This is a genomic window from Lentzea sp. NEAU-D7 (assembly GCF_026242055.1).
In the GTDB taxonomy this organism is placed as follows: Bacteria; Actinomycetota; Actinomycetes; order Mycobacteriales; family Pseudonocardiaceae; genus Lentzea.
On record NZ_JAPJDL010000008.1, the window covers coordinates 1 to 23,725 of the forward strand.

The following is a 23,725-nucleotide window of genomic DNA, read 5'->3' on the forward strand; positions in this document are numbered from 1 at the left end:
GCCGGTCGATCTCGGCGGGCACGGTGATCGGCGGCACGCTCTCGAGCACGGTCCGCACGCGACGCACCTGTTCGGCGTCGGGCCATTCGGGCTGCTGGGCGGCCGGGCGCGACAGTGCGTCGTCCAGCTTCAGCCGAAGTGGCAGAGGCAGCGATGGAAGTTCTGGCAACGCGTCCACCGGCACGTCCACGGTCCAGTTCACAGACTGAGGCTACGTCAGCGGATCGGTTGTGTGGCAGGTCGTTCCGCAGAGTTGAACACTGTGGACTGTACAAAGTGGACTATGAACGTTCGGAGGTCGTCGTCGATCCGCGGCACCCAGCTGTCTTCGGCCCGCGCAACCTCCGGAGCAACGACTTGTCTGAGACGTGCCGCGGTGACGGCCTCAGGCCGATGTCGCCGGTGCCGCTCCCGTGCGCGACCGGCTGACGCCCGTGGCGAGGCGGGGCGTGTAGTGCTCGACGAGCTGGTTCTGTTCCGCGGAGCTCAGCTGGAGGTCGAGGGCAGCCACGGCGTCAGTGAGGTGGTGCGGCCTGGTCGCTCCCAGGATCGGGGCGGTGATGCCGGGCTGCTGCGCCACCCACGCCAGGGCCACCTGCGCGCGGGTGACCCCGCGGGACTCCGCGATCGCGGCGACGGCGTCGATGATCGCCTTGTCGGCCGTCGCCGTCGCGTCGTAGAGGCGGCGGGCCGACTCGTCGACACGGCTGCGCGTGGTCTCGGTGTCGGAGGACCGCGTGAGCCGTCCCCGGGCGAGCGGGCTCCACGGGATGACGCCGACCCCCTGGTAACGGCAGAAGGGCAGCACCTCCCTCTCCTCCTCACGCTGCAGGAGGTTGTACTGGTTCTGCATCGACACGAACCTGGTCCAGCCGTGCAGGTCCGCCGCGTGCTGCAGCTCGGCGAACTGCCACGCGGACATGGAGCAGGCGCCGAGGTAGCGGACCTTGCCGGCGCGCACCACGTCGTGGAGGGCGGACATCGTCTCCTCGACGGTGACGTCCGGGTCGAACCGGTGCACCTGGTAGAGGTCGACGTAGTCGGTGCCGAGACGGCGCAGGCTCTCGTCGACCTGGGTCAGGATCGCGGTGCGGGACAGGCCGCCGCCCTTGGGGCCCTGGGTCATGTTGCCGAACACCTTGGTCGCGATGACCACGTCGTCGCGCCGGAGGAACTCGCGCACCAGCTTCCCGACGATCTCCTCGCTGGCGCCGTGCGAGTACACGTTCGCCGTGTCGAACGTCGTGATGCCGGACTCGACGGCGTGCCGGAACAACGGACGCGCGTCGTCGATCCCCACCGCCCACCGGTGGGTGCCACCGCCAGGATCTCCGAAACCCATGCAGCCCAGCACGATCCCGGACACGGTGAGACCGCTCTTCCCCATCCTCACCGATCGCACGACGCGTCACCTCCCGGAAACCGGCCCAGCCACGCCGCCACGACGTGGCCGGCCGCGGGCAGCATGGTCAGGTGGTCGCCGGACGCCATGGCCGGCTCGTGGGGTAGCTGCCAGGTTGCGCCGTCGGTCTCGGCCCCCACGTGCAGCACCGGCGTGGCGAGCGGGGAGGGCGTCCAGCTGTCGAGCAGGCGCAGGTACGCGCCCGTGGCGGTGAGCCGGGTCAGGCCGACCTCGTCGATGCCGAGCGCCTCCTCGCGTTCCACCGAGCCGGCGAGGGCCGTGGAGGCCTTGTCGCGGATGAAGTCCGGCGACGGCCACGACGAGTCCAGGAGCACCACACCGCGCAAGCCGGCTGTCGAGTCGTTCGCGAGCCGTTCCGCGAGCAGGTGTGCGATCCAGCCGCCGGACGAGTAGCCGCACAGCAGGTAGGGCCTGTTCCCCACGACGGGGGTGAGTGCGGCGAGGTGCGCGGCCACCAGGGCGTCCGCGTCGGCGGGCACCGGCTGCCCTTCCGCGAAACCGGGGTGGGCGACGCCGTGCACGTCCGCGACGTCGTCGAAGGCCCTGGCGAACTCGGTGAACTTCGTCGGCGTGGTCATGGGAAGCATCGACGAGAAGCAGACCAACGCAACGGGACCAGGCCCGCTCGCGAGCGGAACCACCTGTCCCGCAACCGGATCGCTCGCCGTGAACACCGGTCGCGACACCGACGCGGCACGGATCATGTCGGCGGCGGCGCGGGGGTCCTTCCGGCAGAGCAGGCGGTAGAGCTGCTCGAACCCGGCGGGCGGTGTGCACGGGGCGGCGGCGGTGAGGTGCCGTGTCAACGCGGCCGGGGTCGGGTGGTCGAACACGACGCTGCTGGACAGGGACAGGCCGGTCGCGGCGGCGAGTTCGTTGCGGAACCGCACGGACGACGCCGAGTCGAGGCCGTAATCGCGGAACGTCTTGTCCGGGTCGATGAGCGCCGCGTTGCCGAGGAGGCGTGACGCGCACTCGCGCACGACGCGGAGCAGATCCGCGGTGGTCGTGCGCTGTCCCCGAGCGGCGGTGCGGGAGGTGATCAGCTCCGCGAGCCTGCCGCGGCGGATCTTGCCGGAGGGCGTCAACGGCATCGCGTCGACGGTGACCAGCTCCAGCGGCAGCTTGTAGTCCGCCACACCGGCTTGCCCCAGGGTCGTCACGGCGTCGTCGAGCGTGAGGCGCGGGTCATCGGTGACAAGACACGGGTATTCGCCGAGCCGGTCGTCGGGCACGCCCACGACCGCGACGCGTCCGAGGTGCGCCAGGAGGTCCTCGATCTCGCGGGCGACCACCTTGCGGCCGCCGACGTTGATCAGGTCGCCCTCCCTGCCCAGGTGCTCGACCCGTCCGTCGTCGCGGATCCGGGCGAGGTCGCCGGTGCGCAGCCAGCCGTCGCCGGTGAAGCACGCCCGGGTCAGGTCCGGATCGGCCAGGTAGCCGAGGAACGTCGTGGCGCTGCGGAACTGCAGCTCGCCGCTCCGCACACGGACCTCGGCACCGGGGAGGGGGTGGCCCACGGTGGACGAGGCGGCCTCGTCGGGGTCGTCCGGCCGCGTCGAGGTGCCGGCGCCGATCTCCGACATGCCCCAGGTCACCAGCACGGGGGCGTTCACCGCCGCACGGAGGTCCTCGACCAGGCGAGCCGGCACGGGTGCACCGGAGGTCCGGACGGTGCGCAGCGCGGGCAGCGACCGTCCGCCGAGCCGGGAGAGGACGTCGTGCAGTTGCGCCGGCACGGCGCAGAGGACGGTGACCGAGACTTCGTCCGCCAGCGCCAGGAAGTCGTCGGCGTCCCAGCCGGGTAGCAGGGCGACCACCGCACCGCCCAGCAGGCTGAGGTGGACCGAGTGCAGGCCGAACAGGTGGGAGAACGGGCTCGCGCTGACCACGACGTCGCCGTCGTGCAGGGGACTGGTCGAGGCCAGCGCGGAGGCGTTGGAGAGCAGGCCGTCGTGGCTGTGCAGGCAGATCTTCGGCCGGGTCGAGGTGGTGCCCGACGACGGCAGGGCCACGAACGGCATGGACGGCGTGACCGCGACGGGACGTGGTGCACCGCCCTCTCCCTCGGCACGGATCCGCGCCCATTCCTCCCGGTCGACGACCACCACCGGCCGGGCGAGACCGAGCAGCGCGTCGACCTCGGCGTGGCCCAGGGCCAGGTGCAGGGGCATCAGGACGGCACCCAGCTGAGCGAGGGCGACGTGCAGGGTGAGGAACTCCCAGCTGTTGGGCAGTTGTGCCGCGACGAGGTCGCCGGGCTTCACACCGCGGTCCTGGAGTCCTTTCGCGACGGCGGCCGCGTCGGACTCCCACCGCGCCCACGTCCACGAACGGTCACCATCGGTCACGGCGACCGAAGAGGGGCTCGCGGAGGCCGCGGCGGCGAACAGGGCGGGGAAGGTGAGTCCCTGCTTCTCGCCCGCGGACGGCGTCGGTGTCCGTGCCACCGCGGTGGTGTTCATCGTCCACTCCGTTCGGGTCGTGCGCTCTCGGGCGCCGCGTAATGGTCCACTTCGGACACTCCGGTCGCGTCTCAGGCGGTGACCCGTTCGGTGACGAACCGGTCGAGCACGTCCGCCGCGGTGCGGACGTCCACGTCCAGCCCGCGGTCCTCGTCGATCGGCGGGATCTCCTGGGCCAGCGCGTCCACGAGTTCCGCGCACTCGTGCGCGCGGGCACCGTGGGGACGCAGGTGCGCGGCCTGGCGAAGACCGACCGCGAGACTGCCGTGCAGGATCCGCAGGTTCTGCGCTTGGTCCAGCGCGGTGAGGGCCGCCTGAGTGCCGAAGGGCACGATGTCCTGGTTGTGCAGGTTCGTCGGAAGGCTCTGGACGCTGGCGGGCACGCACGCCCGGCGCATAGCCGCGACGATCGCCGTGGTGGCGAGCTGCACGCCTTGGACGCCGTGCTGCCGGCCCGGCCGGGTCGTGAGCATCGGGGGAAGTCCGCTGCTGCGCACGGGGTCGACCAGCAGGTCGAGCTGGCGTTCGGCGAGGTTGCCCATCTGCGTGGCGGTCATCGAGAGCAGGTCCCCCGCGAACGCGACGGGCTGGCCGAAGAAGTTGCCGCCGTGGGCCACCACGTCGTCGTCCGGGAAGAACAGGGGGTTGTCGCTGACACCGTTGAGGTCGCGGTCCACCACGTCCGCCGCCCAGGTGAGAGTCGACAGCGCCGCCCCCATGAGGTGTGGCACGCACCGGATGCTGTAGGGCTCCTGGAGGGGCCGGTCGCCGGTGGGCCTCGTACCCTTCAGATGCGCTCGCAGTGCGGCACCGACGGTCGCGGCCTCGGGGTGGCCGTACGCGTCGAGCAGCTGGGGCACCAGGAAGGCGGGCTCGGCGCCCAGCAGGTCGGCCAGCGCCGCGGTGAGCAGCACGCCGATCCGGTGGGACCGCCGCAGCGACGCCACGGCGAGGCCGGCCGCGGCGCTGGTGACCGAGGTGCCGTTGACCATGGACAGACCGTCCCTGCCGGTGAGGGTCAGCGGACGCAGGCCCGCCACGGCCAGCGCGTCGGCGGCACTCATCCTCGTGCCTCCCGCCAGCGCGTGGCCGTTGCCGCGCAAGGCCTGCGCGATGTGGGCCAGGGGAATGAGGTCGCCGCTCGCTCCCACCGAGCCCAGGCCGGGGACGACGGGGGTGAAGTCGGTCCCGAGGGCGGCGCAGAGCGCGTCGAGCGCCGTCGGCGAGATGCCGGAGACGCCGCGCGCCAGCGACCAGGTGCGCACGAGCATCGTCGCGCGCACGACCTCGGGCGGCAGCTCACGCCCCTGCCCGGCGGTGAGGTGCTGCAAGGCGTTGTCGCTCTGCGCGGCCTGGTCCTCGCTCCCGTCGTAGGTGACCAGCGGGCCGAACCCGGTCGTCGCCCCGTAGACCTCCTTGGTGCCCGACAGCGTTTCCTGCACGAACTGGAACCCGCGGCGCACGCGCCGGTCGAAGTCGTCGTCCCGGGCGATGGCGAGGGGGCGTGCCGACGCTTCGAGCATGTCCGTGGTGAGCACCGTGCCGGTGTTCAGAGTTGTCTTCTCCGCCGCCTGAGTCATGAACCCCTCCGCCTTGCTGTGTGGTTATGGATCGGCACGCGTCGCTTGTGCACCAGGACCCTAAGAAACGAACGGGTGTCTTCCGACGACATTCCGCTCACCGGAACAGTCCCTCAGTGACCCGTTCCGGTGTCTGGAACGCCTGCGGTGTCCGGGTTTCCGCCTTCCGCGCGATCCGACGGCCACGAGTCCACATGCGACAGGTGCGCGGGTGCCCCGGGCGAGCAGAGGCGGTACAGGCAGGCCTGGGGGAGTCCGGCCGAGTGCGGGCCGGTGACGTCACAGCGGGTCCTGGTGGCTGGCTTATCAGTCGATTCGGCTCATCGATAAATGACGATCGCGTGTTGATCCGAGCGGAATCGCCTGGTTACGCTCCGCCGCGTTCAATGATTCTTTTTCAGAATCCCGGTCATCGGAGGTGGAGATGACGTCTGCGCGCGTTTCCTCGGTGAGCACGGCGCTGGTGGACGGGACGTGTTCCGTGGAGAAGACCCAGGGCGCCGTCGAGAAGGCGGTGCTGATCATCCGCTACCTGGGGGAGAGGGGCGGGGTCTGTGCCCTGGCCGACATCGCACGGGACCTGCAGCTCGCCAAGACGACCACGCACCGGCTGCTGCGCACCCTGGAGGCGGAGCAGGCCGTCCGGCGGACGCCCAACGGGTACGAGCTGGGCGACCTGCGGCTCACGGCAGGCCTGACGACCCATGACCACGACCTGCTGCGGCGGCACGCGCTGAAGGGCATGCTGCGCCTGTACGAGCTGACGCACCTGCTCGTCCAGCTGATGGTCGTGGAGGACAACGAGGTCCGCTGCGTGGAGCAGTTCGAGCCACCCGGTGCCGGCCTGCTGTCCCGCCCGATCGACTTCGACCGGTCCTGGTCCGCGCTGGAGACCGCCGCCGGAAAGGCGGTGCTGACGCTGAAGGCGCACCGGACCTCCCCTGGACGCGCCGCCTCCCGGGTCGCCCACGACGACGGAGTCACCCATCGGGGGCTGCGCACCTGTGCCGTGCCGGTCGTCGCGGACGGTCCCCTGTTCGCCGCGGTGTCGGTCAGCGGGCCGCAGGCGTTCGTCACGCGGCCGGAGGTCCAGACCGCCTTGGCGCACGTGGGACGCTTGTACGAGCCGTTGTGCGCCGGTCTGGCCAGCTGACGCCGGGCGGGTTCAGCCGAGGTCGTGCAGCACCGCGCCGATGTTTCCGGTGAGGTGCTCGGCCAGGAGGTAGACGGGATCCGTCATCCCTGGCGGCCCAGTCGGTCATCGAACTCCGATTGCCCGCGCACGGACTTCCGGCGCAGCGACTCGAGGCGCGCCGCCTCTGCTGTTCGGTGTGGACCCGCTGGAGCAGATCATCCCGATCGGTAAGTGCTCGTAGAAATAGCGCTCCGACGCCTGCGTGATCGTTGTGTTCTCACTCCTGATCCCCCGTGCGGGTGAATTTTCGGGCGAGCCGGGCTGATCCCGACGCGTGAGACTGGTAGGTCAAGAACGTTCACTTTGTAGACGGTTGCGATCTCCTTGTCCGTTGACATAGAGTCGCAGCCGGATAGCCGAGTGTTACGGCAGTGAGGTTTTTCGCTTCGGCTGGCCCGGCGCTGCAAGGTGAATGGTGGATACCGTGGGCAACAGGGTGGAGCTCCGGCACCTGCGTTATTTTGCCGCAGTAGCCGAAACGTGCCACTTCGGTCAGGCCGCGAAACGCCTCAACATCGCCCAGCCCGCGCTGTCGCATGCCATCAGGCAGTTGGAGGAAGAGCTCGGCGTCAGCCTGCTGACCCGCACCACGCGGCGGGTGGTGCTCACCGACGCGGGCAGGTTCTTCCTCGACGAGGCGCTGTACACGCTGAACCGCGTCGACGCCGGGATCAACGGCGCCAGACTGCTCGGCGAGGGCCAGGCCGGCCTGGTGCGCATCGGGCTCACCTGCTCGGCCACCTTCGCGCACATGCCGTTCCTGATCCAGTCGATCCGGAAGAAGCTGCCCGGTCTCGAGTTCGAGGTCCACTCCGACCTTTCCACCGAGGAGCAGTGGGTCAAGCTCCGGGAGGAGACCCTCGACCTCGGGGTCGTGCACCCGCCGGTTCACGACGGGGACGAGGACGTGGAGCTGATCCCGATCTGCGAGGAGCCCCTCGTCGTCGTCCTCCCCGTCGGCCATCCCCTCGCGGAGAAGCAGTCGCTCGACATAGCCGACCTGCAGGACGAGTCCTTCGTCACCGGGGTGAAGCCGGAGTCCGGCATCGCCAACGCGGTGATGAAGATGTGCCTGAACGCCGGGTTCAGTCTGAAGAAGAAGCACATGGTGTCGAACATGCCGAGCCTCCTCGCGCTGGTCGCCTCCGGTCTCGGCGTCGGCGTGGTGCCGGACGCCGCCCGGTCGGTTCCCGTCCCCGGCATCGTCTGCCGTCCGCTCAGTGGATCGCCGGTGGTACCCGTGGCCCTGGCGTGGCTCAAGTCGAAGCGGTCGCCGGTGATGGCCGGCGTGCTGGAGGCGTTCGAGGGCCTTCTGCCGAAGGCGTAGCTCCGGGCGCGGCGGCGGGCCGCACGCCGACGGTGCGAAGCCGTCTCCAATTCGTTGCGGCCTGTGTGTTTGGCTGCGAGAGATTTCTTTCGTGGCCCGCGTCGCCGTATTCCGGGACAGCGGAGTGGTGAAGTCCACCGGGTGCAGTGGTCCTGTTCAGGCCTTGGAACTGGGACTCCGCAAATCGGCAGGTGAATGATAGCGCTAACATTTTGTGCGGTTGCAGCGGCCGCCAGGAGTGGACATACTGTTGCTGGTCGACAACCGAACGTGATGGCGTGCAGCAGCGCGCACCACAGTGGCGCCAGCGGTCAGCCACTTCGGATGCGCTCTGTTGTTGCGGTCGTGAGGGCCGAGGTCAACGAGCCGGTCTCGTGGCCGGATGATTGAGGTTCTTCATGAGTAACAGGGTTGAAATCAGGCACCTCAGGTACTTCACCGCAGTTGCTGAAACACGCCATTTCGGTCAGGCCGCCGAAATGCTGAACATGGCCCAGCCGGCCCTGTCGCACGCGATTCGGCAGCTGGAGGACGAGCTCGGTGTGTGCCTTCTGGCGCGGTCGACGCGAAGGGTGGAGCTCACCGAGGCGGGAAAGTTCTTCCTCGACGAGGCCTTGAACACGTTGAACCGGATCGACGCCGGGATCGACGGTGTCCGGCTGCTCGGAGAAGGCCAGTCGGGGCTCCTCCGGATCGCGCTCACGGGATCGGCCGCCTTGGCGCACATGCCTTTCCTCGTCCAGACGATCCGCGAGAAGCTGCCCGCTCTCGAGTTCGAAGTGCACTCAGACCTGTCCACCGAGGAGCAGTGCGTCATGCTCCGGGAGGAGACTCTCGACCTCGGGGTCGTGCACCCGCCGGTGCACTGTGACGACGTGGAACTGCTGCCCGTCTTCGACGAGCGGCTGGTCGTCGTCCTACCGGCCGGCCACCCGCTCACGGAGCGGAGTTCGCTGAGCTTCGGGGAGCTCCGCGACGAGGCTTTCATCACCGAGGTGAAGCCGGAGGCGGGCATCGCCAAGGCGGTGCTGAAGATGTGCCTGAACGCCGGCTTCAGCCCGAAGCGCAAGCACGTGGTGTCGAACATGCCGACACTCCTCGCTCTGGTCGCGGCCGGTCTCGGGATCGGTGTCGTGCCGGAGTCGGCCCGTTCGATCCCGTTGCCGGGCATCGCCATCAGGTGCCTCGACGACGCGTTGACCGTGAGCGTCGCCCTTGCCTGGCACGAGTCGCAGCGTTCGCCGTTGATGGCCAACGTGCTGAAGGCCTTCAATTCCGGCGTTCGGCAGCAGCGGCAATCCGACGACACGCGGGTGGCCGGCTAGCTGGGGATCGCTCAGGCCGAGACGCTCACGGGCGCACGCCCGCCGGCAGCTCGCACGAGTTTCATCAGCACTGATCTGGCGCTGCATTCGAGGTAGGTGCGGTGCCCCTCTGTGCCGAGCGCCAGCAGGGTCTCCAGGAACCCGACCGGACGCACGAGATGGCACGTCAGCACTTCGCGGACGTCCTCCGGGCGCACGATCCGTCGGCCCAGCACGGGGGAGTGGACCGGGATGCCCGGTGCCGCACAGGTGACCGCGTCCACCGCGAAGGAGAACCGGGCCGCCGCCTCGTCGAGGAGCGCGTTGTGGAAGGGGTAGGACACGTGCAGGTGCGTCGTCTCGACACCCGCCGCGGCGGCGAGGCGCGTCAAGCGCCGCAGTGACTCCGCCGGCCCGGAGACGACGACCTGCTCGGTGCCGTTGTCGACGGCGAGTGCGACCCGCTGATCGGCGAGTCTGGTGAGCAGCTCGGCGGCGTGGTGCCTGCCGGTGCGCAGGGCGAGCATGCCGCCCGTCGGCAGGCCTGCCCCGCGCAGTGCCTCGTCCCGCGCGATGATCAGCCGGACCGCGTCCTCGAGTGGAAGACATCCGGAGGCCACGAGAGCGGCGAACTCGCCGAGGCTGTGGCCGACCAGGACGGCGGGCGACAGGCCGCAGCAACGGGTGTAGAAGTCGTACAGGCAGATTTCGGTCGCGAAGATCGCCAGGTGAAGTCTGCAGGGGTTGTCTTCGACCAGGCTCCGGAGCGTCGGAGCCGTGCGGTCGGTGAGCAGCTCGGCCACCTCGGGTCCGCCTACGGCCGTGGACGCCGCGTTGATCCGCTCCAGTACGGTAGGGAGTCCCGCGAAGTCGTCCGTGAACTCGTGCAGGCCACCCGGAAGATAACCGCCGTGGCCGGCGAACAGGAAAACCGGGTTGTCGGTGTGCTGGTTCACAGAACTCCCTCATCGGTGTGCTGTGCTCGAAATATCTCCGTGGCGCCGATGAGGAACAAGCCGCCATTCCGCCCCGCGGAACAGCGTGGTGGCCTGTTGCACAGGTACCTGCGGAGTCACCTGCGGTGATTGCGGAGTTCCGCAGGTTCGCCGTGACCGCTATTCCATAGCGTCAGTCATCTCTCCTCCGCAGGGTGCGTCGAGGAGGTCGTGAGGAGTGGTGGCGGTGTTGTCGATCAGCACATCTCGCACGGGTTCACCGACCGGGGGCGATGCTCCGCGACCGGATAGGAACATCGTGACGGGCAGGACCGCCGCGGCGAAGGTGCTCGCCGTTCTGGAGGCCTTCAACCTCTGCCGAGGTGAGGTCGGCGTCGCCGAGCTCGCGCGGAAGGCAGGTCTGCCGAAGTCGACGACGCACCGGATGCTGGGCATCCTGTGCGACGAAGGCTTCGTCAGGACAGCTGCCGGGCGTTACGAGCTGACGGTCAAGGTCGCGAGGTTGGCGTATTCCGGCGCTGACGTCGAACCTGGGCTCTACGACCGTGTTCTCCCTCATCTGACCGATCTCCACGAAACGGTCAAGCACCCGGTTCTGCTGGTCGTGCGCGACGGGTCCGTCGCCCGTGTCGTCAAGCGGGTGTGCGGCAGCCGTACCGCGGGGTTCGCGACCCTCCTCGGCGACACGCTGCCCCTGCACTGCACGGCTGCGGGCAGGCTGCTCCTGGCGCACGCGGACGGGGGCAGGCTCTCACGGCAACTGGTGTCGGCGCAGGCCAGTGGTATCGCCGTGGACGTCAACGAGTGGCGGTCCGGCGTGACGAGCTTGGCGGTCGCTCTGCGGGACTCCGCAACCGCGCCGCCGGTCGTGATCACGGTGGTCGGTCCTTCCGCCAGGGTGGACGTGCGAGCAGTGGCTCCTGAGCTCAAGCGGGTCGCACACCACGCCGCTCTGGGCATGCGGGACTCACAACTCCGGTCCGTTGCGACGTGATGCCGCGGGTGGTGGACGACCTCTCGCGCGAAAGCATTCTTGATTTCTGTCGATGTTTGTCAGGGCTGTTCGGCGACGTAATTTCCGCGGAACTGTCCGCGTTCCGGTGATCGGGACGGCGTCTTGACCAGATCGTGATCCACTTCCACAGTGGATCACGTGGGAAAGCGTCTGCGACTAATCGAGAGCCGAGGAAGCAAGTGATGTCGTCCGACTTGGAATTCTCCGCCACTGCCGTCGAAAAGTGGCTCGTGAAACGCATCTCGGAACTCACCGGCACCCCTGCTCATTTCGTCGACGTGGACGAGCGGGTGAACAGGTACCTCCTCGAATCGGTGCGCATGGTCCGCCTGCTGGCCGACCTCGGGGCCGAGCTGGGCAGGCCGCTTCCGCCCACGATGATGTGGGAGAACCCGACCACCAGGTCACTCGCCAGGGCGGTGTGCGCCTCCGCGCGGTCCGAGGAGCCGCACCCGGTCCCGGCTCCGGTCACGCGCGGTGCCCTCCCGGACGACCCCATCGCCGTTGTCGGCATGTCCTGCCGCTTCCCGGGAGCCGCTGACCCCGCCGCGTACTGGTCGCTGCTGTCGAACGGGGTGGACGCCGTCACCCGCGTGCCGTCGCGGCGTTGGGACGCCGAGTCGGCACAGGTCGAGGCCGGTGGCTGGCGCGGTGGTTTTCTGGACCAGGTCGACGGTTTCGATCCGCAGTTCTTCGGCGTCTCACCGCGCGAGGCGACCGAGATGGACCCGCAGCAGCGGCTGGCGATGGAACTGTCGTGGGAGGCGCTCGACGACGCGGGCATAGCGCCGCACAGCCTCCGGGACACCCGGACCGGCGTCTTCTTCGGCGCCATGTGGCACGACTACGCCCAGCTGGCGGCGGGGGACTTCGCCGGGGTCACGCAGCACACCGCGACGGGTCAGGACCTCAGCATCATCCCCGCGAGGGTCTCCTACCTCCTCGGGCTGCGTGGGCCGGCCATCACGCTGAACACCGCGTGTTCGTCCGCGTTGGTCGCCATCCACCAGGCGCGGCAGAGCCTCCTGCTCGGCGAGTCGTCCCTCGCACTGGCCGGCGGGGTCAACCTGATCCTCGCGCTGGACAGCATGGTGGCGATGGACCGGTTCGGTGCGATGGCCCCGGACGGGCGGTGCAAGGCGTTCGACAGCAGGGCGAACGGGTACGTGCGGGGCGAGGGCGGCGGTGTGGTGGTGCTCAAACCGCTGTCCCGCGCGCTGGCCGACGGCAATCCGGTCCACTGCGTCATCCGCGGCAGTGCGATCAACAACGACGGTTTCAGCAACGGCATGACCGCACCCAGCCCGGCCGCACAGGTGGAGGTCCTGCGAGCCGCCTACGCCAACGCCGGGATCGACCCCGCGGAGGTCGACTACGTGGAGGCGCACGGCACCGGGACGATGCTCGGCGACCCGATCGAGGCGGGAGCGCTGGGCGCGGTGCTCGGAGCGGGACGTCCGGCCGACCGTCCCCTGGTGCTCGGCTCGGCGAAGACCAACATCGGTCACCTCGAAGCGGCCGCGGGAATGGCGGGCTTCATCAAGACCGTCTTGGCGCTGGGCAACCGGTCGATCCCGGCGAGCCTGCACTTCGAGACCCCGAACCCGCACATCGACTTCGACGGCCTGCGGTTGCGGGTCGCTGCGCAGCGCACGCCGTGGCCGCGGCAGGACCGCCCCGGGCTCGCGGGGGTGAGCGCCTTCGGGTTCGGCGGAACCAACTGCCACGTGGTCCTGCAGGGAGCAGGCACGGGCGGGGCGCACCTGGTGCCGCTGTCGGCCCGTGACGAGGACGGGCTCCGCACCGCGGCGGCAGAGCTGCTCGAGGCGTGCGGACGACCCGGCGCGAGGATGTCGGCGCTGGTGTCCACTGCCCTGGCCGGGGGAGCCGGGGAGAGGCGGCGGCTGGCGATCACCGCGGAGGACCACGCCGACCTGGCGAGGCGGCTCACCGCGCACCTCGACGGCCGTCCGCTGCCCGGCACGGTGACCGGCGCCGTGCCGGCAGAACGCGGGAACCCGGTGTTCCTGTTCGCCGGTCAGGGCTCGCAGTGGCTCGGCATGGGCAGGGACCTGTTGCCCGAGCCCGCCTTCCTGGCCTCCTTGCGGCGCTGCGACCGCGCGATGCGGTCCTACCTCGACGTGTCCGTCGTGGACGTCCTGCTCGCCGATGACCCGGCCTGGCTGGAAGACCTGCGGCTGGTGCAACCGGCGATCTTCGCCGTGCAGGTCGCCCTCGCCGATCTGTGGCGCTCCTGGGGAGTGCGTCCCGCCGCCGTCGTGGGGCAGAGCATGGGCGAGATCGCGGCAGCTCAAGTCGCGGGGTGCCTGAGCCTGGACGACGCGGTCCGGATCGTCTGCGTCCGCAGCGAGATCGTGCACGGCGCCGCGTCCGGCTCGGGCGCGATGGCCGTGGTCGAGCTTCCGGCCGAGCGGGTTCGCCGGCTGATCGCGAGTCGCGCGGACGAGATCTCCGTCGCCGTCAGCAGCGGTCCCGCCGCGACGGTGATCTCCGGAGCGGCGGACGCCGTGCAGAACCTCTCGTCCGAGCTCGCGCGGTCGGGGATCACCCTGCGGCCGATCCAGGTGGACTACGCGTCGCACTCGCCCCAGATGGATCCGCTGCTGCCCGAGCTGCGCTCGGCGCTGAGCGGCGTGCGTCCCCACCTCGGTGCGATTCCTTTCTACTCGACGGTCGTCGGCGAGTTGCTGACCGGCGACGAACTGGACGCCGAGTACTGGTGCGACAACCTGCGTGAGCCAGTCCTCTTCGCGGAGGTCGTGCGACTGCTCCTCGCGGAGGGGCACCGCGAGTTCATCGACGTGAACCCGCATCCGCTCCTCGTGCACAACGTGTCCCAGTGTCTGGCGGAGGCGGGGTGCGAGGGCCACGTGCTGCCATCCGCCCGGCGCGGTGAGCCGAGCCGCCCGGTACTGCTCGACTCCCTCGGCCGTCTCTACTGCCAGGGGCAGGACGTGAACTGGTCACGCGTGCACTCGCGGACCGGCCGAGAGCCGGGGGTGCTCCCGCACGCACCGGACGAGCAGGAACAGGAGCCGGTGGTCGTACCCCTGTCCGCGCACACTCCTGCCGCGCTCGCCCAGGCCGCCACCGAGCTCGCCGCGGTCGTGCGGACCAACGCGGACCTGGGGGACATCGGCTACACGGCCGCCCGCCGCTCTCCGCACGCGCGACGACTGGCCGTCGTGGGTGCTTCGCGCGCCGAACTGGCCGACGCTCTCGAAGCAGCCGCGGAACGGCGGCCGGCGCCGACGTGGAAGAAGCCGTCCGTCGTGTTCGTCTTCCCCGGACACGGTGCCGCGTGGCAGGGCATGGGACAGGAGCTCGCCGCGACGGAGCCGGTGTTCCGGGACGCACTCGAAGACTGCGATGCGGCCATCCGGCGGATCAGCGGGTTCTCCGTCCTCGAGTTCCTGCGGCGGGAGAACCGCGAAACCGACATTCCGCTGATCGAGGAAGTGCAGCCCGCCCTGTTCGCGATGGAGGTCGCGCTGGCAGCCCTGTGGAGGTCGTGGGGTGTCGAACCGGACGCGGTCGTGGGGCAGAGCATGGGAGAGATCGCCGCGGCACACGTCGCCGGCGCGCTGTCCCTCGACGACGCCGCACTGGTGATGTGCCGCCGCAGCGCGCTCTTGGCGTCGATCCGCGGGCGGGGAGCGATGGCGGTGGTCGAGCTCGGCCTCCAGGAGGCGCGGGAGCTCGTCGGCCGGTGGGACGGCCGGATCGAGATCGCGGCGAGCAACAGTCCGTCCTCGACGCTGCTGGCCGGCAGTCCCGAGGCGGTCGAAGAGGTGCTCGGCGAGCTCGAGCGCGCGAACGTGTTCGCACGGCGCATGGTCGTCGACGTGGCCGGGCACAGCAGCCAGGTGGAGCCGCTGCTCGGCGAGCTCCGCGCCGGGCTGCGCGGAATCTGGCCGGCCCCGACCGCGGTGCCGTTCTGCTCCAGCGTCACCGGTGCGATGCGCGCCGGTGAGGAACTGGGCACGTCGTACTGGCTGCGGAACCTGCGTGAGCCGGTGATGCTCGGACCGGCCGTCGCTCTGCTCGCCGAGCAGGGACACCAGGTGTTCCTGGAGATCGGCCCGCACTCCGTGCTCGGTCCGGCGATCGACTCGACACTGCACTCCGTCGGCGCGACGGCCACGACGATCGCCAGGGCGCACAGGAAGCGGGGCGAGCGGACGGGCCTGCTGGAGGCCGTGGCGGCGCTGTACACGGCGGGGCACGAGATCGACTGGGATCGGGTGCAGCCGGCCGGCCGCACGGTCCCGCTGCCCACCTATCCCTGGCAGCGTGAACGGTACTGGCACGACCGCGTCCCCGGCGCTCGGCGGACGATCGCGGTCGATGACGGCTCGTCCACCGAGCAGGGAGAAGTCGTCCGGCACGAGGCCGCGGGCGCCGACGACGGCGCGGACTTCGAGGAACGGCTGGCGAACCGCGTGGCCTGGGTGCTGCGCCTGCGGCAGGACGACGTCCAGCGGGACGTCCAGCTCAGCAAGCTGGGCATGACCTCCCTGATGGCGATGGAACTGCGCAACCTGGTGCTGCGGGACCTGGCCGTGTCCCTCCCGGTCTCACGGGTGCTGCAGGCGGACGGGATCTCCGCACTCGCGGCCGAGGTGCAGACCTCGACGGGCACCGGCGAGGCGGCGCCCGGCGCCGCGGCGGTCGTGGGATCGATGGACCGGATGGAGCTGTGAACGCGATGACCTCGTTGGTGGAACTCGTCGGCAGGGGCGTGCAGCTCACGCCGGCGGGGGACCGGCTGCGACTGCGGGCGGCCCCGGGAATCCTCGATCCTGCCGGGCAGGATGCGGTGAAGGAGCACAAGTCCGAGCTCTTGGACGTGCTCGGCGGGCGCTCCGCCTGCCGGCTGACCGGTGTGCAGGACCGCATCTGGTTCCTCACCAAGCTCGACCCGACGGGAGTGGCGTACACGTTCACCGTCACCTACCGGATCGAGGGGCCGGTCGACGCGGCGGCGCTCGCCTCGGCACTGGAGACGGTCTGGCGCCGCCACCCCGGTCTGCGGGCGACCTTCGAGGAGATCGGGGGAGTGCCGGTCCAGTTCATCGAGCCGGAGTCGACGCCGGTGCTCAGGACCGCCGACCTCCCCGGCGCCACCCGCGAGGAGGTCGACCGGGCACTGCGAGACGCTCTGATCGCGCCGTTCGACCTGTCTCGTGGGCCGTTGATGCGTTCGATGCTCGTGCGAACCGGGGAGCGGGAACACGTGTGGGGGCTGACCCTGCACCACCTGGTCGCCGACGGGTGGACGACCGGGCTCGTCGTGCGGGAGATCGCCGAGATCCTCTGCGGCGAGGACGACCCGGCCGCGGTCGTGGGCCTGGACTACACCGACTACGCCGAGTGGGAACGCACGCACGCCGCCAGCCCTGCCGCCGCCGCGAACCTGGACCACTGGGTGGGTGCGTTGTCGGGCAGCACTCCGCTGGAACTGCCACTGGACCACCCGCGCCCCGCCCGGCGCGGCCACGCCGGCGCGCGGGTCGACTTCGTCCTGAGGCCGGAGCTGGTCGCCGGGCTGACGGAGTTCGGCCAGGAGGAAGCGGCGACGCGGTTCGCCACGCTGCTCGCCGTCTACCTGGTGCTGCTGTGGCACTCCACCGAGCGCGACGACATCTCGATCGGCACGCCGTTCGCCAACCGGCTGGAGCCCGCGTTCGAGCGGACCGCCGGATGCTTCGTGAGCACCCTGGTGTTGCGCGTCGGCCTGTCGCCCGAGCTGAGTTTCCGCGAGCTGGTGCGCAGGACCGCCGCCGTGTGCGCGGACGCCTGGGACCACCAGAACTACTCGTACGAGACGCTCGTGGGCGAGGTGGCGGGAAGCCGGGACCTCAGCCGCAGTCCGCTGTTCCAGGCGTTCTTCGCGTTCCAGGACGCGTTCCACCCGCTGCGGCTTCCCGGTGCGACGGCCGAGCTGCGCCCGTTCGACACCGGCAGCGTCCAGTTCGACCTCGAACTGCACTTCCACCCCGGTGTCGACGAACGGGGACTGCTGGGCAGCTTCTACTACGACACCGCCCTGTTCGAGCGGTCGACGGTCGAGGCCATGGCTCGCCGCTGGCAGCACCTCGCCGCGTCACTGCTCGGCTCACCGGATCTCCCGATCGGCGACGTCTCCCTGATGACGGAGCTGGAGCGCCGAAACCTCCGCAGGCGCAACAGCACCGCGTCGGACCACGCACGGGACACCACGGTCGACCGGCTCGTGGCTCGATGGGCCGACGCCGCTGCCGAACGCGTCGCCGTCCGCTGCGACGGCCGTGAGCTGAGCTACGCGGAGCTCGACCGCGCCGTGTCGGCGTTGGCCTGCCGGATCGATGCTGCGGGAGGCCGCGGGCGGCGCATCGGGATCTTCCTGGACCGCGGTCCCGAGATGGTGGTGGCGGTGCTGGCGGCGGTCCGCGCGGGCGCGGTCTTCGTGCCGCTGGCCACCGATCTGCCCGCGGAGCGGATGGCCTGGATCGTCGAGGACACCGGCATGCTCCTGGCGATCACGTCGTCGGACGTCGCCGCCAGCCTGCCCGAGCAGGTGGAGCCGCTGCCGGTCGACGAGTCACCTGACACGAAGCCCGGCGGGCTCCTGGAGCCACCCGCGTCCGGCAGCCCCGCCTACGTGCTGCACACGTCCGGGTCGACGGGCCGGCCCAAGGGCGTCGAGGTGAGGCACGACAACCTGCTGAACCTGCTGCACGCGATGGCGGTGAAACCGGGAATCCGCCAGGACGACGTGTTCCTCGCCGTGACCAGCCTGTCGTTCGACATCTCGCTGCTGGAGCTCCTGCTCCCGCTGGTCACCGGTGCGACGGTCGTCGTCGCCACCCTGCAGGAGGCGACGGATCCGGCTCGCCTGGCCCGCTTGCTGGACACCAGTGGCGCCACCGTCATGCAGGCGACGCCCTCGACGTGGCGGATGCTGTTCGACTCCGGCTGGAAAGGGCTTTCCCGGCTCACCGCGCTGTGCGGAGGGGAGGCACTGAGCCGCGACCTGGCCGACCGGCTCCTGGGCGGGTGCAAGGAGGTCTGGAACCTCTACGGCCCGACCGAGACGACGATCTGGTCCGCCCGCTGGAAGGTCGACGCGACCGATCCGGTCCGCATCGGCGAGCCGATCGAGAACACCCGGTTCTACGTCGTCAACGGACGCGGCCTGCTCGTACCGCAAGGAGTGCCGGGCGAGCTGTGCATCGCGGGTGAGGGCGTCGCGAACGGCTACCTGAACCGGCCCGAGGAGACCGGGCAGCGGTTCGCCGACCTGGCGGAGGTGCCCGAACGCGTCTACCGCACCGGTGACCTGGTCCGCGAGCTGGCAGACGGCACCCTGACCTTCCTCGGCAGGACGGACCAGCAGCTCAAGGTACGTGGTCACCGTGTCGAGGCCGCCGAGGTCGAACACGCGCTGCGCCGGCATCCCGCGGTTGCCGACGCCGTGGTCACTCTCACGGCGGACGGTGTGCTCGTCGCCCACGTGGCAGCGCCCGACGGCCATACCGCGATCCCGGAGGAGCTTCGTGAGCTGCTCATTCCCGTGCTCCCCGCCTACATGGTGCCGCAGCGCTTCGTCGTGCACACGACGCTTCCGATGACCCCCAACGGCAAGGTTGACCGCAAGGCGCTCTCCTCGATCGTCCCCGAGCCGGCTCCGTCCGGCACTCCGTGCGCACCGCCGGTCGGCGAGACCGAGGCGGTCGTCGCACAGATCTACGAAGACCTTCTCGGCCGGACCGGCGTCGGCAGGCACGACGGCTTCTTCGACCTGGGCGGGCACTCCCTGCTGGCCACCAGGGCGCTGTTCCGGGTCGAGGAGCGCTTCGGCGTGCGGGTGGAGCTGCAGACCCTCTTCGCGAACCCCGCGGTGGCCGCGCTCGCCGCGCGGATCGACGACGGTCTGACCCGCGGCGCACAGGACGACCTCGCCATCAGCGCGGCCCTCGACCGGCTCGAGTCGATGTCGGACGAGGAAGTCGCGCGCCTGCTCGACGGCCCGCACTGACGAACCAGTGAACCAGGAGAAAGCGATGAACACGACCGACCGGCTCCTGCAGCTGTCCGACACCAAGCGGCTGGCGCTGTTGCGGCTGCTGGAGAACAGGAACATCGGGAACGACCGGCTGCTCACCCTGGAGGGCTCGAACGTCAAGGTGCTGAGGGAGGGCAGCCCGATCCTGTTCCTCTACCCGGCCACGGACGGCAGCGTGAGCTACATGAACAACTACCTGCCGCACATCCCCGAGTCCTGGGGCGTGTACGCGTTGCAGACCCCCGGCATGGAAGGTGAACAGCCGCCGTACCGGACCGTCGAGGAGCTGGCGGCGCACGGCATCCGCCAGATGCGCCGCGTCCAGCCGGAGGGCCCCTACTACGTCGCCGGGAACTGCATGGGCGGGCTGCCGGCCTACGAGACGGCCCGCCAGCTCCACGAGCAGGGCGAACGGACCGGCCTCGTCCTGCATCTGATGCCGAACTTCAACCGCCCCTGGAAGGAGCTTCCGGTCGACGGCGCCTCGTTGCAGCAGCGGGCGATCATGGACTACGTCTACATCATCGAACGCCTGCTGGCCGTGCGGATCGACCTGCCGTGGGACGAGCTGAACGAGCTCGACGAAGAGGCACAGGTCGAGTACGTCGTCCGCTACGTCGACGAGCACGACCTCCTGTCCGGAATGGACCTCGACGTCTTCCGCAACCGGATGGCCATCTACAAGGCGAACCTCTCGGCGATGCTCACCTACGACCCCCCGAGCGGCTTCGACGGCAGCATCACGATCCTCGCCGTCGGCGAGTCCAGCCGTCAGGAGACCGCGATCCACGCCCTGTCGCCCTACGCCGCACCACTGCGGTCGATCCACCGCGACCAGATCAACACCATCTTCGTCGACGCCGACGGTGGTGCGCTGTTCGACGGGGCGGAGCCGGACATCGGCAGGATCGGCCGCGAGCTGCGCGAGATCATCACAGCCGCGGGCGAAGGCATCCGCGCGTGATCTCCGAGGAACAGGACCGATATCCGCACCTGTTCTCCCCGCTGGAGGTGGGCGGCGCGCGGTTGAAGAACCGGATTGTGTTCCCGGCCATCATGAACAACTACGCGCGCCAGGGGCTGGTGACCGACCGCACGGTCACCTTCTACGCCGAGCGCGCGGCCGGTGGTGCGGCGATGGTGGTCTCCGAGGGGTTGTTCGTCCACCCGAGCCCGGTGCCCGCGCAAACCACTCTGGCGGCGTACGAACCCGCCAACATCGCGGGTTTCGAGCGCCTCGCGGCCGCGGTCGAGGAGCACGACTGCCGGATGATCGGTCAGCTCATGCACTCGGGCAGGCAGCAGGTGCGGGGTCCTGTGTCGGACAGTTCGATCGGGGTGTCGTCCCTGCCGGACCCCTACAGCTGGACGGTTCCGCATGTGATGTCCACGGCGGAGGTCCGGATGATGGTCGAGGCGTTCGTGGCTTCCGCCGGCGTCCTGCAACGCGCGGGGTTCTCCGGTGTCGAGGTGCACGCGGCGCACGGTCATCTGATCACGCAGTTCCTGTCGCCGTGGTCGAACACCAGGCAGGACGAGTACGGCGGTGACCTGGACGGGCGGACCAGGTTCCTGCGCGAGGTCCTCGCCGGGATCCGGTCGGTGTGCGGGACGGACTTCGTGCTGGGCTTGAAGATGCCGGGCGACGAACTGGTGGAGGGGGGCATCACCGCGCAGGAGTCGGCCCGCATCGCGAACCGGGTGAGCCGGGAGACACCTCCGGACTACCTCGCGTTCGGTCAGGGCAACTCCTCGCTCAGCTTCGGCGACCACGTGCCCGACATGCACTACCCGCCCGGCCCGTACCTCGGGATCCAACGGGATCTCAACGCGGCGGTGAGCCCTCCGGTCCTGGCGTTCGGGCGGGTCACCTCCGCCGCCCAGGCCGAGGCCGTGATCCGGGACGGGACCGGTGACCTGGTCGGTCTGGGACGCCTCCTGGTGGCCGATCCCGGATTCCCGGCCAAGGTGCGGGCGGGCCGCGAGCGGGAGGTGCGGCCGTGCGTGTACTGCAACGTCTGCTGGGGCGAGGTCACCAGCGGCCGCACGATCGCCTGTGTGGTCAACCCCGATCTCGGCACCGACGGCGAAGCGGCTCGCCCGGTCCGCCGGTCGCCGAAGAGGCGCGAGGTCACCGTCGTCGGCGCCGGTGTGGCGGGTCTGCAGGCCGCCGCGGCGGCCGCCGAACACGGGCACCGGGTGACCCTGCTGGCCGGACCACGTCTCGGAGGCAAGGCGGGGGTGGAGTCGATGTTGCCGGGTCGAGGCGACATCACCGCGGTCTTGGAGCACCAGCGGTGGCTGGTGGAGCGCAACGGGGTGCGCGTCGAGCAGGGTGCGCACGCCACGGAGGAGGCGGTCCTCGCGACCGGTCCCGACGTCGTCGTCCTCGCCACGGGAGCGCACATGATGCGACCACCCACCCTCGGCGCCGACAGCGAGGACGGCGTCAGCGTGCGGGACTACCTGGCACGCGACGACGCCGGAAACGGTGACGGCACAGCGGTGCTGTTCGACTTCGACCACTCGGCCGGGACCTACGCGGTGGCCGACCTCCTGGCGCGGCGCTACCGCGACGTGGTGGTCATGACGGCCAGGACGTCCCTGGGCGACGGGGTGCCGTACGTGAGCCGCCTGGGCGTCCACCGGCGACTGCACGAGGCGGGTGTGCGCATCGAGCTGGCGACCGAACCGCTGCTGTACAAGGACCACGTGCTGCGCTGCGCCAACGTCTTCACCGGACAGCTCACCGAGATCGAGGACGTCGCCCTGTTCACCTGGTCGACTCCCCGCCGGCCGGTCGACGAGCTTTCGGAGCCGTTGTCGGCGCGCGGAGTGCCCGTTCACGTCATCGGGGACGCGTACGCGCCGGGAACGATGCTCACGTCCATCCGGGAGGCCGAGATGCTCGGCAGGCGACTGTGAGGGCGCCTCGGCAGTTGTTCCTCCGAGATCCCGTTTCACCTGGTCACCTTCGTGGAGATGAGATGCTGAACAGCAGCACGGGCCGATGCCCTGTGCAGGGCCTATTCGATCCGCTGGCTCCCGACTACATCGCGGACCCTTACCCGGCGCTCGCCGCTCTGCGCGAGGAGGGTCCGGTCTTCTACGAGCCGCGACTCGACATGTGGCCGGTGACCAGGCACGAGGACGTCAAGAGGATCCTCACCGATCACGAGAGCTTCTCCGGTGCGATCACCCAGACCCCCTTCTACCCGCTCGCGGAGGAAGCGAGGGAGGTCCTCGACGCCGGGTTCCACGCTACCCCGACCGTCTCGAACTGCGACCCGCCCAAGCACACCAGGATCCGTGCGTTCAACGTCAAGGCGTTCTCCGCCCGCAGGGTCGCGGGGCTCGAACCGGTCATCCGCGCCCGCACCACCGAACTGCTCGACGGTGTCATCGACCGGTCGCGGTTCGACCTGGTGCAGGAGCTGACGGCACCGCTGCCCGCCACGATCGTGTTCAGCCTGATCGGCTTCCCCGAGTCGGACTGGGAAGCTCTCAAGGCGCTCGCCCTCAACCGCATGGCCTTCACCTGGGGTCGGTCCACAGCAGACGAGCAGGTCAGGATCGCGGGGAGGATGGTCGAGTACTGGCGGTACTGCACTCACTTCGTCGCCGCGCGCAAGATGGACCTGAAGGACGACTTCACCAGCGACCTGCTCCGCTCGCACCTCGCGGATCCCGCCGCGCTGTCGGTCGAGGAGATCGTCAACGTCATCCACGCGGTGAGCTTCGCCGGCCACGAGACCACGACCAACGCGTCGTCGAGCACGCTGCAACGGTTGCTCACACACAGGGAACAATGGGAGGAGATCTGCGCCGATTCCTCGCTGATCTCGAACGCGGTCGAGGAGGGCCTGCGATTCGACCCGAGCCTGCACACCTGGCGCAAGATCACCACCAGGCAGGTCGACATCGGTGGGGTCGAGGTCCCGGCGGGCGCCAAGCTCTTGCTCCTCATCGGTTCCGCGAACCACGACCCGGCACGTTTCCGCGACCCGGACCAGTTCGACGTCCGCCGCGCCAACTCCCAGCAGCACCTCACTTTCGGCAGGGGTATCCACGCCTGCTTCGGTGCTCCGCTGGCACGGCTGGAGATGCGGGTCATGCTGGAGGAACTGACGGCCCGCCTGCCCCATCTCCGGCTCGCGGCCGACGAAGTCGTGCGGTTCCACGAGAACGCCTGCTTCCGCGGCCCCGTGCGCCTGTGGGTCGACAACCCGGCCCCGCTCTGAGCCGCCACGTGGCGGACGAATGGTGCGGCGTTCCGCTCGTCGGGCACCTGACCGGCGGCCAACGCCCACGACATGGGTCCGTCGAGCGTGCCGCATTCCCGTGCCCGGTCGTGCAGCTGCGTGCCGAGTCCACTGAGGACACACCGCTGCC

General features: G+C 69.9%; 13 protein-coding genes and 1 pseudogene. 9 read left to right on the plus strand and 5 right to left on the minus strand.

Annotated features, from left to right (window positions below):
- The 4 genes and pseudogenes from ORI60_RS17515 to ORI60_RS17530 all read right to left on the minus strand — a co-directional run.
- Nucleotides 1-202, minus strand: a pseudogene (locus ORI60_RS17515) (3-deoxy-7-phosphoheptulonate synthase); the annotation flags it as partial.
- A 183-nt stretch (nt 203-385) separates the two neighbouring features.
- On the minus strand, nt 386-1,402 hold the full coding sequence (locus ORI60_RS17520) for an aldo/keto reductase (protein ID WP_266038465.1): 1,017 nt from the start codon (nt 1,400-1,402) through the stop codon (nt 386-388).
- Complete coding sequence (locus ORI60_RS17525) at nt 1,390-3,888, minus strand: AMP-binding protein (RefSeq protein ID WP_266038467.1); 2,499 nt, start codon at nt 3,886-3,888, stop codon at nt 1,390-1,392. Before ORI60_RS17525 ends, ORI60_RS17520 begins: the two co-directional genes overlap by 13 nt.
- 71 nt (nt 3,889-3,959) lie before the next feature.
- A complete protein-coding gene (locus ORI60_RS17530; RefSeq protein WP_266038469.1) occupies nt 3,960-5,468 on the minus strand; it encodes an HAL/PAL/TAL family ammonia-lyase in 1,509 nt (502 codons plus the stop codon).
- A 424-nt stretch (nt 5,469-5,892) separates the two neighbouring features.
- Between ORI60_RS17530 and ORI60_RS17535 the strand changes: the two genes are divergently transcribed.
- The 3 genes from ORI60_RS17535 to ORI60_RS17545 all read left to right on the plus strand — a co-directional run bounded on the left by ORI60_RS17535 (nt 5,893) and on the right by ORI60_RS17545 (nt 9,315).
- Nucleotides 5,893-6,621 (plus strand): helix-turn-helix domain-containing protein, encoded by a 729-nt coding sequence (locus ORI60_RS17535; protein ID WP_266038470.1) that lies wholly within the window; start codon nt 5,893-5,895, stop codon nt 6,619-6,621.
- Between the two features lie 466 nt (nt 6,622-7,087).
- The gene (locus ORI60_RS17540; protein ID WP_266038471.1) at nt 7,088-7,990 is read left to right on the plus strand and encodes a LysR family transcriptional regulator; all 903 of its coding nucleotides are present in this window, start codon (nt 7,088-7,090) and stop codon (nt 7,988-7,990) included.
- 398 nt (nt 7,991-8,388) lie between these two features.
- Nucleotides 8,389-9,315: a LysR family transcriptional regulator gene (locus ORI60_RS17545; RefSeq protein ID WP_266038472.1), complete on the plus strand. Its 927-nt coding sequence runs from the start codon at nt 8,389-8,391 to the stop codon at nt 9,313-9,315.
- Between the two features lie 11 nt (nt 9,316-9,326).
- Here ORI60_RS17545 and ORI60_RS17550 read toward each other — a convergent pair whose 3' ends face one another.
- Nucleotides 9,327-10,250: an ACP S-malonyltransferase gene (locus ORI60_RS17550; protein WP_266038473.1), complete on the minus strand. Its 924-nt coding sequence runs from the start codon at nt 10,248-10,250 to the stop codon at nt 9,327-9,329.
- Between the two features lie 298 nt (nt 10,251-10,548).
- Between ORI60_RS17550 and ORI60_RS17555 the strand changes: the two genes are divergently transcribed.
- The 6 genes from ORI60_RS17555 to ORI60_RS17580 all read left to right on the plus strand — a co-directional run bounded on the left by ORI60_RS17555 (nt 10,549) and on the right by ORI60_RS17580 (nt 23,574).
- The gene (locus ORI60_RS17555) at nt 10,549-11,244 is read left to right on the plus strand and encodes an IclR family transcriptional regulator (protein WP_266038474.1); all 696 of its coding nucleotides are present in this window, start codon (nt 10,549-10,551) and stop codon (nt 11,242-11,244) included.
- Between the two features lie 251 nt (nt 11,245-11,495).
- Nucleotides 11,496-15,989, plus strand: a complete 4,494-nt coding sequence (locus tag ORI60_RS17560) for an acyltransferase domain-containing protein (protein WP_266038475.1) — start codon at nt 11,496-11,498, stop codon at nt 15,987-15,989.
- 5 nt (nt 15,990-15,994) lie between these two features.
- Nucleotides 15,995-19,306, plus strand: a complete 3,312-nt coding sequence (locus ORI60_RS17565; RefSeq protein ID WP_266038477.1) for an amino acid adenylation domain-containing protein — start codon at nt 15,995-15,997, stop codon at nt 19,304-19,306.
- A gap of 25 nt (nt 19,307-19,331) precedes the next feature.
- Entirely contained in the window at nt 19,332-20,297 is a 966-nt protein-coding gene (locus ORI60_RS17570; protein WP_266038478.1) for a thioesterase domain-containing protein, read from the plus strand.
- Nucleotides 20,294-22,258 (plus strand): FAD-dependent oxidoreductase, encoded by a 1,965-nt coding sequence (locus ORI60_RS17575; protein WP_266038479.1) that lies wholly within the window; start codon nt 20,294-20,296, stop codon nt 22,256-22,258. The genes ORI60_RS17570 and ORI60_RS17575 overlap by 4 nt, the downstream gene beginning before the upstream one ends.
- A gap of 62 nt (nt 22,259-22,320) precedes the next feature.
- Complete coding sequence (locus tag ORI60_RS17580; protein ID WP_266038480.1) at nt 22,321-23,574, plus strand: cytochrome P450; 1,254 nt, start codon at nt 22,321-22,323, stop codon at nt 23,572-23,574.
- Nucleotides 23,575-23,725 lie beyond the last annotated feature (151 nt).